The sequence below is a fragment of the Synechococcus elongatus PCC 11801 genome (assembly GCF_003846445.2).
GTDB lineage: Bacteria > Cyanobacteriota > Cyanobacteriia > Synechococcales > Synechococcaceae > Synechococcus > Synechococcus elongatus_A.
Map to the genome: position 1 here is coordinate 310,217 of NZ_CP030139.2, position 12,753 is coordinate 322,969.

Here is a 12,753-nt window from a genome sequence, read left to right on the forward strand (position 1 = left end):
CTAGAAGTCTACGTCAGGGTCAGCAACAGTCTCGCTGTCGGACTCGCGATCGCTGACGACTTCGCCATTAAAAAATTGCGCCAGACTCTTGGCGGCTTTCAACCCCGGATCAAGTTCCCAATCCGCTAGGGGGCGAGGCGCAGCAGGCGGCGTTTCAATCTTGGGAGCTGGAGCAATCTCAGTTGGTTGGGGTGAACGGGGTGCGATCGCGACTGGTTTTGATTGTTGAATCGGTGCAACTGGCCCAGGCGCTGGAGCCGGAGGTGCGATCGTGGCGATCGCCGGCTGATGCGAGGGTTCTGCGATCGCAGTCGGTTCTGAGGGTGGCGCTGGCCGAGGGCTGGGGGAAGGTGCAATGGGCGATCGCACCGACTCGGTGACGACTGGAACCGTGGGCGGGGCCGGCAGACTCACAGGGTTGGGGGCTGCACCGCTGCTGGATTCTAATTCCACCGCGATCGCTTGGCCCAGAACGGTTTGAAATGCTTCGGCCAGCAGATTGCGCTTACTCTGCACGGTCGAGAGCCATTGGGGCGGCAGGCTGATCACGGCTTGACCGGCTTGGCAGCGGAGCAAACGCCCTTGCTGCCGCAACAACATTTGCATCCCCCGCGAGGCAATATTGGCCAAGACGCGCTGCCACAACTCTTCTAAATCCAGCGGATCTGGTTGCGGCGCTGCGATCGGCTCAGGTGCCGGGCTTACAGGAGCAGGCGTGGCAACTGCTGGCGGAGCAACAGGGGCAGCAGTGGGTGCTGTGGGTGGGGCCGGACTCGCCGCTACAGTCGGGCTGACGGGAGTCGGCAGACTGACAGGACGAACGGGGGTTGTGGCTACAGGTTCAACCGTTGCTTGGGCGCTGGGCAGCAACCCGAGCAAAGCAACTTCTAGCCAGAGTCGCGGCTGAGTTGTGTTTTTGATCTGCAGTTCCGACTGCCGTAGGTGTTGTTGCAGCTGCAGAATCCGCTCAGGACTCCAGGCTTGGGCAAAGGTGCAGAGCGCCTGCCAAGTGGCCTCGGTAACTGTGGTTAAGTCGCGGCGTTGAGGTGCGGTACGAGCGATCAAGAGATCACGACTAAAGGCGGTCAGATTTTGCAGAACAGTGAGGGGTTCCCGACCGCGATCGAGCAGTTGGCGGATGAAGGTGAGTAATGCCTCAGGATCATTGGCGGCGATCGCTTCCAGTAGTTGCAGGAGCTGGCGTTCCGGCACAGCACCGAGCAGATCCCAGACCGCTTCTGGCGTCACCGGTGGTGGCAGAAGTCCTAACTGATCGAGCAGGCTCTCGGCATCGCGCAGGCCGCCCTGAGCCAGTTGCGCCACGAGGGCGATCGCTGTCGGCTCGATTTCAATGGATTCTTTCTGGGCAATGACTTGCAGGTGATCGGTCATCGCCTGTAGGGGGATGCGGCGAAAATCGAAACGCTGGCAACGGGAAATAATCGTCGGCAAAACCCGCTGCGGATCGGTGGTCGCCAGCACAAAAACGACGCGATCGGGCGGTTCTTCCAAGGTTTTGAGCAGGGCATTAAACGCTGCCGTGCTCAGCATGTGACATTCGTCGATCACATAGACCTTGAAGCGACATTGAACGGGGGCAAACTGTGCTCGTTCAATCAGCTCACGGATGTTATCGACGCCCGTGTTGGAAGCCGCGTCAATTTCAATGACATCGAGGGCGTTACCCTGTGCGATCGCCCGACAAGCTTCGCAAGTCCCGCAGGGACTGGCCGTTGGCACAGGGCTGGCTTGGCAGTTGAGGGACTTGGCCAGAATGCGGGCGCTGGAGGTTTTGCCCGTCCCGCGTGGACCTGTGAACAGGTAAGCGGGGGCAATCCGCTGCTGCGCCAGGGCTTGACTCAGCGTCCGCGCGATCGCCTCTTGCCCCACCAAATCGGCAAAGCATTGCGGCCGATATTTGTGATGCAGCGGTTCGTAGGCCATCGACAACCAGCAGTGCAATCAGCAGAGGAGATCAGGCTAGCAGAGCAGCATCCGTCCTGCTGTTCCTGCTGGGCACTAGGAGGATTGCTCTGGGAAAAAGCGACGACGCACCCAAGACCCCACACCGCTGAGGATAGCGCCTGCCATCAAGAGTCCAAGGGCAGGCTGAAACAAAGGCTGCCAGAGCGACATCCACAGGTCAAAACCCAAGGGCCAATCGAAACGTCGCCCCAACAGCGCGATCGCAAACCAAATGAGGGCCGCAATCACAAAAAAGACATTGAAGACGAGCAGGCGATCGAGCCCTTGCAGCAGTCGTTGCAACATTGGATGGGGTTAGATCGGGAAGAGCCAGTTTTGGATGCGATCGAGGCTAGCCCAGTTGGGTTTGCGCTTCTGGCCATCGGCCAAACTTTCGCGCAGATCTTGGCGCAGTTCTGCGGACACCGTGATTACCCGGAGGGCGATATCAATGTGCTGACGCACGCCCTTGGTATCTGTTTCCAACATTGCCAAAGCCAGGTTAACCCGCGCCTGCGGATCCTGAGGATTGAGCTTCACTGCCCGCTGCGCTGCTTTCATCGCTTGACGCGGTTCATCGAGCAGCAAATACAGCCAAGACAAGCAGGTCCAAGATGCACTGCTACGGGGTTGGCGTTCGCAGATGGACTGAAACAGCGGCACCAAATCCGCGGGCGGTTCACCGGCTTGATAGCGACGAATACCGTCTTCGAACAGAGATTCGGGAGTTTCAGTGAAGCTCATGCTGCGATCGCAAGATTCTTTCGATTCGATCAGCCTATCGTGTTTGGGGAGGATTCTTCGAGCCTTAGAGTTGCAGCAACTAAGCCGAGAAGGAGCTACCGCAACCGCAGGTCTGAGCGGCATTGGGGTTGGTGAACTTGAAGCCACCGCCAATCAAAGCGGTGCTGTAGTCCAAGGTCATGCCGTAGATGTAGAGCAGGCTCTTAGGATCGCAGACGACGCGGAAACCGTCGTAGTCGTAGACTTCATCTTTCTCGTGAATTGCATCGGCGGTGATGAAGTCCATGGTGTAAGACATGCCAGAGCAGCCGCCTTGCCGGACGCCCACCCGCAGCAGCAGATCGGTACCTTGCTGGGCTTGCATTGCTTGCAGCTGTGCAAGGGCCGTTTCACTGATCAAGATGCCTTTTTGGGGGACAGTGGTCGTTTGCGTCATGGCGTTAGGGCTCCTGTCGAACCGTTCAAACCCATCAGTGGCCTGTCTTGCCATTCTACAAAGGTGAACTCAACGTAGCGAATTGAGATAAGGCTGTCTTTCGATTGAGATCGTGCAGCTCTGAGCTTCGAGAAACCTTGTAGAACACTGCTAGACCCGCCGGTTTCGACAAGGCCGAGCATGAGAGCTGTTGGGGATGTGAGTGGTAACGAATCCTGCAATCTGAACGGTAGGGTGGGAATAAAATCGGAAATCTAGCTGCAGGCACGATCGCCGAGTCAGCTTGGGATTTTGAGAGTGACAACGCAGGAGACGATCGCAATGTTGGAAGCCTACCGCCAAGCCGCCGCTGAGCGCGAAGCTTTGGGGGTTCCGCCGCTGCCGCTAGATGCGGATCAAACAGCAGCCCTGTGTGAGCTCTTGCAAGCACCGCCCGCCGGTGAGGAAGCAACACTGCTCCATTTGCTGCGCGATCGCGTTCCCCCTGGGGTCGATCAAGCTGCCTATGTCAAAGCCACCTTTCTGAGTGCGATCGCCCACGGCGAAACCACTAGTCCGCTGATCACGCCGGTCGAGGCAGTTGAACTGCTCGGCACGATGATCGGCGGTTACAACGTTGCCGCGCTGATTGATCTACTTAAGAGTGCAGATGCGGCGATCGCCACAGCTGCCGTTGCTGCTCTGAGCAAAACCTTGCTGGTCTACGACGCTTACAACGATGTGGTCGCACTGGCTGAAACCAACGCCTACGCCAAGCAGGTTCTGGAATCTTGGGCGAATGCCGAGTGGTTCACCAGCAAACTCACCCTGCCGGAAGCGATCACCGTCACCATCTTCAAAGTGCCGGGTGAAACCAACACCGATGACCTTTCACCCGCAACCCACGCCACCACCCGTCCCGACATTCCGCTCCATGCCCAAGCAATGCTGGAAACGCGGCTGCCGGGTTCCCTCGAAACGATTCCCGTTCTGAAAGAGAAAGGCTATCCGCTGGCCTACGTCGGCGATGTGGTTGGCACCGGTTCTTCGCGCAAATCCGCAATCAACTCTGTCCTTTGGCATATCGGCGAAGACATTCCCTTTGTGCCGAATAAGCGCAGTGGCGGCATCATCCTCGGCGGCAAAATCGCGCCGATCTTTTTCAACACCGCTGAAGACTCGGGTGCACTGCCGATCGAATGCGATGTCAGCGCCCTCGACACCGGCATGGTCGTTACCATTTATCCCTACGAAGGGGTGATTAAAGATGAGGCGGGTACTGTTCTTTCCACCTTTAGCCTCAAGCCAGACACCATCCTCGATGAGGTGCGAGCTGGTGGCCGGATTCCCCTGCTGATTGGGCGATCGCTCACGGATAAAGTGCGATTGCAGTTGGGCTTGCCCGTTAGCGATGTCTTTGTTCGGCCGCAACCCCCTGCGGATACCGGCAAAGGCTATACCCTCGCCCAAAAAATGGTCGGTCGCGCCTGCGGTCTTCCGGGGGTTCGTCCCGGCACGAGCTGCGAACCGATCATGACCACCGTTGGCAGCCAAGACACCACGGGGCCAATGACGCGGGATGAAATGAAGGAGCTGGCCTGCCTTGGCTTCAGTGCCGACTTGGTGATGCAGAGCTTCTGCCACACCGCCGCCTATCCCAAACCTGTTGACATCAAAACCCATAAAACCCTGCCGGACTTCATTGCCCAGCGCGGTGGCGTCGCCCTCAAACCCGGTGACGGCATCATCCACAGCTGGCTGAACCGGATGCTGCTGCCCGATACGGTCGGGACTGGTGGCGACAGTCACACCCGCTTCCCGCTCGGGATTTCCTTCCCGGCTGGTTCCGGTCTGGTTGCTTTTGCAGCTGCGATCGGAGCCATGCCGCTAGACATGCCGGAATCCGTGCTGGTGCGCTTCACCGGTTCACTGCAACCGGGCATCACCCTGCGAGATGTGGTCAACGCCATTCCCTACCAAGCGATTCAGCAAGGACTGCTGACTGTATCTAAAGAGAACAAGGTCAACGTCTTCTCTGGCCGGATTATGGAGATCGAGGGACTCCCCGATCTGAAGCTAGAGCAAGCCTTTGAGCTGACCGATGCCACAGCGGAGCGTTCCTGCGCCGGCAGCACGATCAAACTCAGCGAGGACACCGTCGCCGAATATCTGCGATCGAATGTGGCGCTGATGAAAAACATGATCGCCCGTGGCTACGAAGACAGCCGCACCTTGGCGCGTCGCATTCGCCAGATGGAAGATTGGCTCGCCAATCCACAACTGCTCTCGGCGGATGATGACGCTGAATACGCAGCCATCATCGAAATCAACCTCGATGAGCTGACCGAGCCGATTCTGGCTTGCCCCAACGATCCCGACAATGTCAAAAAGCTGTCGGAAGTCGCCGGCGATCCGATCCACGAAATCTTCATCGGCTCCTGCATGACCAACATTGGTCACTATCGCGCCGCGGCCAAAGTGCTGGAAGGCGAAGGTCAAGTTGGCGGTCGCCTCTGGATTTGCCCACCGACCCGGATGGATGAAGACCGGCTCAAGGAAGAAGGCTACTACAGCATCTTCGCCGCGGCTGGCGCTCGTTTGGAAGTGCCCGGTTGTTCACTTTGTATGGGCAACCAAGCCCGCGTTGCGGACAACACTACGGTCTTCTCGACCAGTACCCGCAACTTCAACAACCGCATGGGCAAAGGTGCTCAGGTCTACTTAGGTTCAGCGGAATTGGCGGCAGTCTGCGCCCTCTTGGGACGTATTCCCACACCGGAGGAATACCTGAAGATCGCGGCTGAGAAGATCAATCCCTTTGCGGCTGACCTGTATCAGTACCTCAACTTCGACCAACTGGAAGGCTTTGCCGATGAAGGTCGTGTCAAACCGGCTGAGGAAGTCGATCGCATTCTGACAACTGTCTAAGCCCATTTTTGATTGCGCAATAACCTCCGGAGGCGATCGCTTCCGGAGGTTTTTTCTTGCTTGAAGACCTGTGATCAAAATCACAAGCTGTACTGCAATAGATCACAGCTTGGCTCATGGCTCTCAGCGAGAGTAAACCTATTCTCCCTGCAGCACTCAGCCATGACCTTCCGCTCTCTGATCGGCTCCACCAGCCAAGTAAAATCCCCCATAACGCCGCTCAAAAACCTGCAGCCGATCAACACGTTGACGGTCTCTGCCCCAACAGCAGTTGTCACCATCTACGGCTCCACGGGCAATGACAATCTTTTAGGCGGTTTTTTTGCAGACATCATCTATGGCGGTGATGGCAATGATCTCCTCTCTGGTGGCACGACCTATTCGATGGCAAGCTACTCCAGCGGCCAGTACATCAATGATCTCTCTGGCGATACGCTCTATGGCGAGGCTGGTAATGATCTCTTGCTTGGAGGGCTCGGTCGTGACTCTCTCTATGGTGGAGTGGGCGATGACATACTAGACGGCTACGGATTTAAACCTCAGCTATCTCAAGTTGCTGTTGGCGAGACATTTCCCTTTGAAATCGATGGCAATTTTCTGGATGGTGGGGAAGGAAATGATCTACTGATTGGGTCGATGGGAAACGATACCTTAACGGGTGGGACATGCAATGACGTTCTTAATGGCGGGGGTGGACGGGATCTGATCACTGGCGGACTGGGTGCTGATCAGTTTGTCATTAATGTGGAGAGCTATCGCGACAGCTCTATTTTCCCGAACCTATATGCCAAAATCCTAGACTTTAGTCTAGAAGATACGCTTCGCGTTGATAGCCCTGTCATCTTGCAAGTCGCATCTGCTGACTCAGCCAACATCAATCAAGTCAATCTCTACACAACCTCCGCTTCTGGAAGTCTTGATTTGATTGCGATGGTTCAAAGTTCTGCCTTTGCTTCAGTGGGTGATTTAGCTTCGGCAGTCATGAATGATTTGCTAGGGCTTTGATTGCAGCTTTAGAAGACTGAGTCCAAGACTCAACCGGATTGTCAACACAATATGTGTACCCTCTTCTTCCCAATTCAGAGACGCAATAGCAGCGAGTCTGTATCAATCCGTGGGACAAGTTTCTTGTTGGGCGAGGCGCCGGAAAGAAGGCGATCGCTCGAGCAGTTCGGCGTAGGTGCCGCTGGCAACCACTTTGCCTTGGGAAAACTCAAAAATGCGATCGCATCGCTCTACCGTCGAGAGGCGGTGGGCAATCAGAATTACGGTGAGATCGCGACTGAGTTCCTGTAAGGCCGCCATCACCGCAGTTTCAGTGGCATTGTCTAAAGCACTCGTTGCTTCATCGAGTACCAAAATTGAGGCGCGGCGATAGAGCGCGCGGGCAATGCCGATGCGCTGGCGCTGACCGCCACTGAGCCGAACGCCACGCTCCCCGATCGCTTCGTCATACCCCTTGGGCAGTGCCTCAATGAATTCAGCAATCTGTGCCCATTGAGCAGCCTGGCGAACCCGATCGCGATCGATGCGGCTGGGTGGAATGCCAAAGGCGATATTTTCTGCGATCGTGCCATCAGCCAGAAAAATGGACTGCGGCACATGCGCGATCGCCTGCTGCCAAGCCCGAATCGTCTCAGGCGACTGCAAGGGCTGATCGTCAATCCAGATCGTGCCCTCGACGGGTTGCAGTAAACCCAAAATCAGATCAGCAGTTGTACTCTTGCCGCTGCCTGTGCTGCCGACAAAAGCGACCGTGCTACGAGCTGGAATCATCAGATCGAGCTGATCCAGGATCCACGGTCCTGTTTCGCCGTAGCGGAAGCGAACGGACTCGAACTGCAGCGATCGCTCCAGCGTGAGGGGTAGCGGGGCGATCGCCGTTGACGGGGACTGGACAGGGCGATCGAGTGCTGTCAAAACGGCTCCTAATGCCACAGCATCGGAACGGATGGTGGCGATCGCGGCAAACCCCTGCTGCAAGGGCGAGAGTAGTCGATAGGAACCGAGGGCAAAGCCACCCAGAATCGGCAAGGCTTCGGCAAAACCCCGTTCCTGACTCGCCAAAATCTGTGCCATTAAAGCAATGCTGACAATTGCGATCGCAGTGATCACAAAGCGAGGTGATTCAGCGATCAACATCCGCGCCTCTTGGCTGCGGCGATAGTTGTAGTCGAAGCGTCGGTAAAGGTCTTCAAACAGACCTTGGCTGCCATCGAGTAAGACATCACGAATGCCGCCCAAGCTCTCCTGCAAAATCTTGAGGACGAGGCGAGAGTTTTCAGATTTGAGGCGACTAAACCGCAGCAGGCGCTGACGATTAAGCCAATAGACGGCGCTGTAGGTCGAACCCAGAATTAGAGCCGCTGCGATCGTCAGCTCGGGCGTCAAAATCAGCAAGCCTGTCAGCAGCGCTGCAATCACGACCGCGCTGGCATTGAGTTGCAGCAGCGGTTGAATCACGCTGGCAACCACACCATTGACATCGTGGGTGATCTCCGCAATCAGGCTGCTGCTGTTGTGGCGGACATGAAAGGGATAGGGCTGGTAGAGAATGCCGCGAAACACGGCTCGACTGAGGTCAGAACCAATGCGATAGGCCAGTCGCACCCGCACATTCAGGGTCAGTAGCTGCAGGCCATTACTGAGCAGTACGGTCGCAACAAAAACGCCTGTCACCCAAGGAATCAGCTTGCTAGGGCTATCGATCCCCAATTGCTGGGCGATCGGTTGCAGCCAACGGTATTGCAATAGCTGTGCAGGCTGAGCCAGCGCCGTCAAAAACGGCAAGATTGACCCCAAGCTACTCAGCTCCGCCAAGCTAGATCCCAGAATCAGCAGTTGCAGCAAAATCAACTGCCGGCGACGGCGGGGCGAGAGATGAGACCAGAGGCGAAACAGGTCGTTCAAAGGGGGGCTGACCAGAAGATCCTCGATTCTTGCAGACAGTAGACCAGGGCTGGATCGCTTGGCAATGGGCGCAGCTAAGCCTGCGATCGCCAGTGACCAAGACTTCTGGTGCGATCGCACGCGATCGGAACCGCTTCACGGATAATAGAGAGTTTGTTGTTCAAGCTCGCCCCCGTCTCCATGCGCACTCACTACTGCGGCGATCTCCGTGCCGAACAAGTCGGCACCACCGTCACGCTCTTTGGCTGGGTCGATCGGCGACGCGATCATGGTGGCGTGATTTTTGTGGACCTGCGCGATCGCACGGGCACGGTGCAAATCGTCAGCGATCCGGAGCGGACGCCGGAGTCCTATCACCAAGCGGAAGGGCTGCGCAACGAATATGTGGTGAAAATCACCGGACGGGTCAGCGCGCGACCGGCCGAATCGCTGAACCCGAAGCTACCGACTGGCGAAGTCGAAATCTACGCCGATCGCATTGAAATTCTGAATGCGGTGCGCCGTCAGCTCCCCTTCCAAGTCTCCAGCGCTGACGAAGAAACAGTGCGGGAAGACCTACGCCTGCGCTACCGCTACTTGGATCTGCGCCGCGAGCGCATGAACCGCAACCTGCAACTGCGTCACCAAGTCGTTAAGGCGATGCGCCGCTTCTTGGAGGATGAGGAGCAGTTCATCGAAATCGAAACCCCTGTCCTGACCAAGTCGACGCCGGAAGGTGCACGGGATTACTTGGTGCCCTCACGGGTCAATCCCGGCGAATGGTTTGCTCTGCCACAGTCACCCCAGCTCTTTAAACAGCTGCTAATGGTGTCAGGCTTCGATCGCTACTACCAAATCGCCCGTTGCTTCCGTGACGAGGATTTGCGCGCCGATCGCCAGCCAGAATTTACCCAACTCGACATGGAAATGAGCTTCCTCTCGCAGGAAGAAATCATCGACCTGAACGAGCGGCTGATTGCCCACATTTTCAAGACGGTCAAAGGCATTGATCTGCCGCGTCCCTTCCCGCGTTTGACCTACGCCGAGGCGATGGATCGCTACGGCAGCGATCGCCCTGATACGCGTTTCGGCCTCGAGCTCGTTGATGTCTCCGATGTTGTCGCGGACATGGGCTTCAAGGTGTTCAGCGGCGCTGTCAAATCCGGCGGTAAGGTCAAAATCCTGCCCATTCCCGATGGCAACGATCGTATTTCCAACGTGCGGATCAAACCCGGCGGCGATATTTTCAAGGAAGCCACGGAAGCGGGTGCCGCTGGTCTGGCCTACATTCGCGTTCGTGAAAATGGCGAGATCGACACGATCGGCGCAATCAAAGACAATCTCAGCAACGAGCAGAAAGCAGAGATTCTCCGCCGCACCCAAGCCCAGCCCGGAACGCTGCTGCTGTTTGGGGCTGGCAGCACCGATATCGTCAACAAGTCCCTCGATCGCGTTCGCCAATTCCTCGGCAAAGAGTTGGGATTGATCGATCCTGACGCGATCAATCTGCTCTGGGTCGTGGACTTCCCGATGGTGGAGTGGAATGCCGACGAGAAGCGCTACGAAGCGTTGCACCACCCCTTCACAGCGCCCAATCCTGAGGATTTGGACGACCTAACCACGGCTCGGGCGCAAGCCTACGACATTGTTCTGAACGGCTTGGAAATTGGCGGCGGTAGCCTGCGGATTTACCAGCGCGACATTCAAGAACGCGTATTTGAAACGATCGGCCTTTCCTATGAGGAAGCGCAGGCTAAATTTGGTTTCTTGCTAGAAGCGTTTGACTTTGGCACCCCGCCCCACGGTGGTATCGCCTATGGCCTCGATCGCTTGGTGATGTTGTTGGCGGGTGAAGACTCGATTCGTGATGCGATCGCCTTCCCGAAAACCCAGCAAGCGCGATGTCTGCTGACCGATGCTCCCGCCGATGTCAGCGATCGCCAACTCAAGGAGCTCTACGTCGCTTCGACTTGGCAGCCACCGATCAAAGAGCGCGACTGATCCGTATCGAGCGCAGCGATCGATTCAGGTTGCTCGAAGGTGGCTAGATCGCTGCTAGAACCACTTTGGGTTTGCAGAGTCCCGCCGTGATGGTGCCGATCCCCAGAAAACGGTTCTGGGGACAATAGACTCGCGCCGGCGATCCCTCAACAGCGGGCAGGTCCGTGATCGGAATGGCCTGCCCTTGCCGCCAGCGATCGCTGGCTTCTTCTGCTAGTCTCACTACGGCTAAGTGCTGCAACGGTGAATCCAAGGCCAACAGCGGTACGGGGGCACCGTCGAGGAGATCGGTGAGCGGTGTACTGGTGCTGATCTCAAAGCCACTACTGGCCGTGCGCCGCAACTCAGCCAACGTACCCCCCACCCCGAGGGCTGCTCCCAAATCCCGCGCCAGCGATCGGATGTAAGTTCCCGCTCCACACTGAACCTCAAGGTCCAATTCTGCTTGGGCGCCAGGCCGCCAGCCAAGAATGCGGATAACCTGAATCTCAACCGTGCGCCAGGGCAAATCCACCGGTGCTTTCCCTTGACGTGCAAGCTGATATAAGCGCTGCCCTTGGACTTGCACTGCACTGACTTGGGGAGGCTGTTGCTGAATCTGTCCGAGGAATTGCGGTAGAACGGCTTCGATTGCGGTCAGAGGAAGGTGGCTAGTATCAGCTTCTGCCAAGCGATCGCCACTCAGATCATCCGTACTAGTTTGTAAGCCCAACCGGATCATCCCGACGTAGGTTTTACCACTCGGTAAATAGGGCAGGAGGCGGGTGGCTCGCCCCACCGCGATCGGTAACACTCCAGTGACCGCTGGATCGAGAGTGCCCCCATGCCCGATGCGTCGCTCTCGCAACAGCCGCCGCAGCTTGGCGACACAGTCGTGGGAAGTCCAGCCGGCTGGCTTATCGAGGTTGACAAACCCTTCAGACAACATGGCAATCCCTCGCAAGGACAGTAGACTACGCCACAGCGGTGAGCAGTCGTCGGTAGTAGAATTAGCTTCTTTGAATTCCAGTAACGCTGATGGCCAATATCCTCGTTGTTGACGACAGCAGTCTCTATTTAGAACTGGCGCGTCAAGCGCTAGCTGAACATGGCCATCACGTGACTCTTGCCAACAATGGTCAGGAAGCTTTACAAACCATTGCCCAGCAAAAGCCAGACCTGATCTTGCTCGACATTGTGATGCCGGAAATGAATGGCTACGATGTCTTGCGATCACTCAAGAAATCGCCGGACACAGCTAGCATTCCCGTCATCCTTTGTTCCACGAAGGGCGAAGACTTTGATAAGTATTGGGGCCTAAAGCAGGGCGCGACTGCTTACTTAACCAAGCCCTATGAGGTCAACGATCTGCTGGTTTTGGTGCAGGAACAAATTAGCTCTGCAGGTTAGTGCTCAGCGATGGACCTACGGCTGGGCGATCGGTTTTCACCGAACCCCTACCTAAACGAGCCGTTCGCTGCCATACAACAAGGGGGACCCGCTGCTTGTTCGGGCCCCCCTAATCGGTCAGTGAAACCTAAGCAGCCGAGGTGGCTGGATAAACACTGACTTTTTTGCCGCCTTTGCCCTTCCGTTCAAAGGTGACCACGCCGTCGATCAGAGCGAACAGGGTGTCGTCACCACCGCGACCGACATTGACGCCGGGGTGGAACTTCGTTCCGCGCTGGCGAACGATGATGCTACCCGAGCGCACGACTTCGCCGCCAAACTTTTTGACGCCGAGGCGCTGGGCGTTAGAGTCGCGCCCGTTCCGAGTACTACCGGTTCCCTTCTTATGAGCCATGGTGTTGGATCCTCTGGTGAGAACGATT

The 12,753-nt window shown here is 56.9% G+C and carries 11 protein-coding genes; 4 read left to right on the plus strand and 7 right to left on the minus strand.

Features of this window, described 5'->3' with window-relative positions; genetic code table 11:
- From DOP62_RS01490 to DOP62_RS01505, 4 genes are all read right to left on the minus strand, one after another.
- Positions 1 to 1,944 carry a DNA polymerase III subunit gamma/tau gene (locus DOP62_RS01490; protein WP_208673151.1) on the minus strand — a complete coding sequence of 648 codons (1,944 nt, stop codon included), beginning with the start codon at positions 1,942 to 1,944 and terminating at the stop codon, positions 1 to 3.
- 75 nt (positions 1,945 to 2,019) lie between these two features.
- Positions 2,020 to 2,271: a hypothetical protein gene (locus DOP62_RS01495; RefSeq protein WP_208673150.1), complete on the minus strand. Its 252-nt coding sequence runs from the start codon at positions 2,269 to 2,271 to the stop codon at positions 2,020 to 2,022.
- Between the two features lie 9 nt (positions 2,272 to 2,280).
- Positions 2,281 to 2,709 (minus strand): tetratricopeptide repeat protein, encoded by a 429-nt coding sequence (locus tag DOP62_RS01500; protein WP_208673149.1) that lies wholly within the window; start codon positions 2,707 to 2,709, stop codon positions 2,281 to 2,283.
- A gap of 79 nt (positions 2,710 to 2,788) precedes the next feature.
- Positions 2,789 to 3,145: a HesB/IscA family protein gene (locus tag DOP62_RS01505; protein ID WP_208673148.1), complete on the minus strand. Its 357-nt coding sequence runs from the start codon at positions 3,143 to 3,145 to the stop codon at positions 2,789 to 2,791.
- Positions 3,146 to 3,466: 321 nt separating this feature from the next.
- Between DOP62_RS01505 and acnB the strand changes: the two genes are divergently transcribed.
- Together acnB and DOP62_RS01515 are read left to right on the plus strand one after the other, a co-directional pair.
- Positions 3,467 to 6,052 carry a bifunctional aconitate hydratase 2/2-methylisocitrate dehydratase gene (acnB, locus tag DOP62_RS01510; protein ID WP_208677016.1) on the plus strand — a complete coding sequence of 862 codons (2,586 nt, stop codon included), beginning with the start codon at positions 3,467 to 3,469 and terminating at the stop codon, positions 6,050 to 6,052.
- A gap of 162 nt (positions 6,053 to 6,214) precedes the next feature.
- Positions 6,215 to 7,057: a calcium-binding protein gene (locus tag DOP62_RS01515; protein WP_208673147.1), complete on the plus strand. Its 843-nt coding sequence runs from the start codon at positions 6,215 to 6,217 to the stop codon at positions 7,055 to 7,057.
- Positions 7,058 to 7,159: 102 nt separating this feature from the next.
- On the opposite strand, the gene DOP62_RS01520 is transcribed toward DOP62_RS01515, so the two are convergent.
- Positions 7,160 to 8,962: an ABC transporter ATP-binding protein gene (locus DOP62_RS01520; protein WP_208673146.1), complete on the minus strand. Its 1,803-nt coding sequence runs from the start codon at positions 8,960 to 8,962 to the stop codon at positions 7,160 to 7,162.
- 180 nt (positions 8,963 to 9,142) lie between these two features.
- On the opposite strand from DOP62_RS01520, the gene aspS reads away from it, so the two are divergent.
- Positions 9,143 to 10,942 carry an aspartate--tRNA ligase gene (gene aspS / locus DOP62_RS01525; protein WP_208673144.1) on the plus strand — a complete coding sequence of 600 codons (1,800 nt, stop codon included), beginning with the start codon at positions 9,143 to 9,145 and terminating at the stop codon, positions 10,940 to 10,942.
- Between the two features lie 43 nt (positions 10,943 to 10,985).
- On the opposite strand, the gene truB is transcribed toward aspS, so the two are convergent.
- Positions 10,986 to 11,870, minus strand: coding sequence for a tRNA pseudouridine(55) synthase TruB (gene truB, locus DOP62_RS01530; RefSeq protein ID WP_208673142.1), 885 nt, complete (start codon positions 11,868 to 11,870; stop codon positions 10,986 to 10,988).
- A gap of 89 nt (positions 11,871 to 11,959) precedes the next feature.
- Here truB and DOP62_RS01535 point away from each other — a divergent pair, with 89 nt between their 5' ends.
- Complete coding sequence (locus DOP62_RS01535; protein ID WP_208673140.1) at positions 11,960 to 12,331, plus strand: response regulator; 372 nt, start codon at positions 11,960 to 11,962, stop codon at positions 12,329 to 12,331.
- 127 nt (positions 12,332 to 12,458) lie between these two features.
- On the opposite strand, the gene rpmA is transcribed toward DOP62_RS01535, so the two are convergent.
- Complete coding sequence (gene rpmA / locus DOP62_RS01540; RefSeq protein WP_208673138.1) at positions 12,459 to 12,725, minus strand: 50S ribosomal protein L27; 267 nt, start codon at positions 12,723 to 12,725, stop codon at positions 12,459 to 12,461.
- Positions 12,726 to 12,753 lie beyond the last annotated feature (28 nt).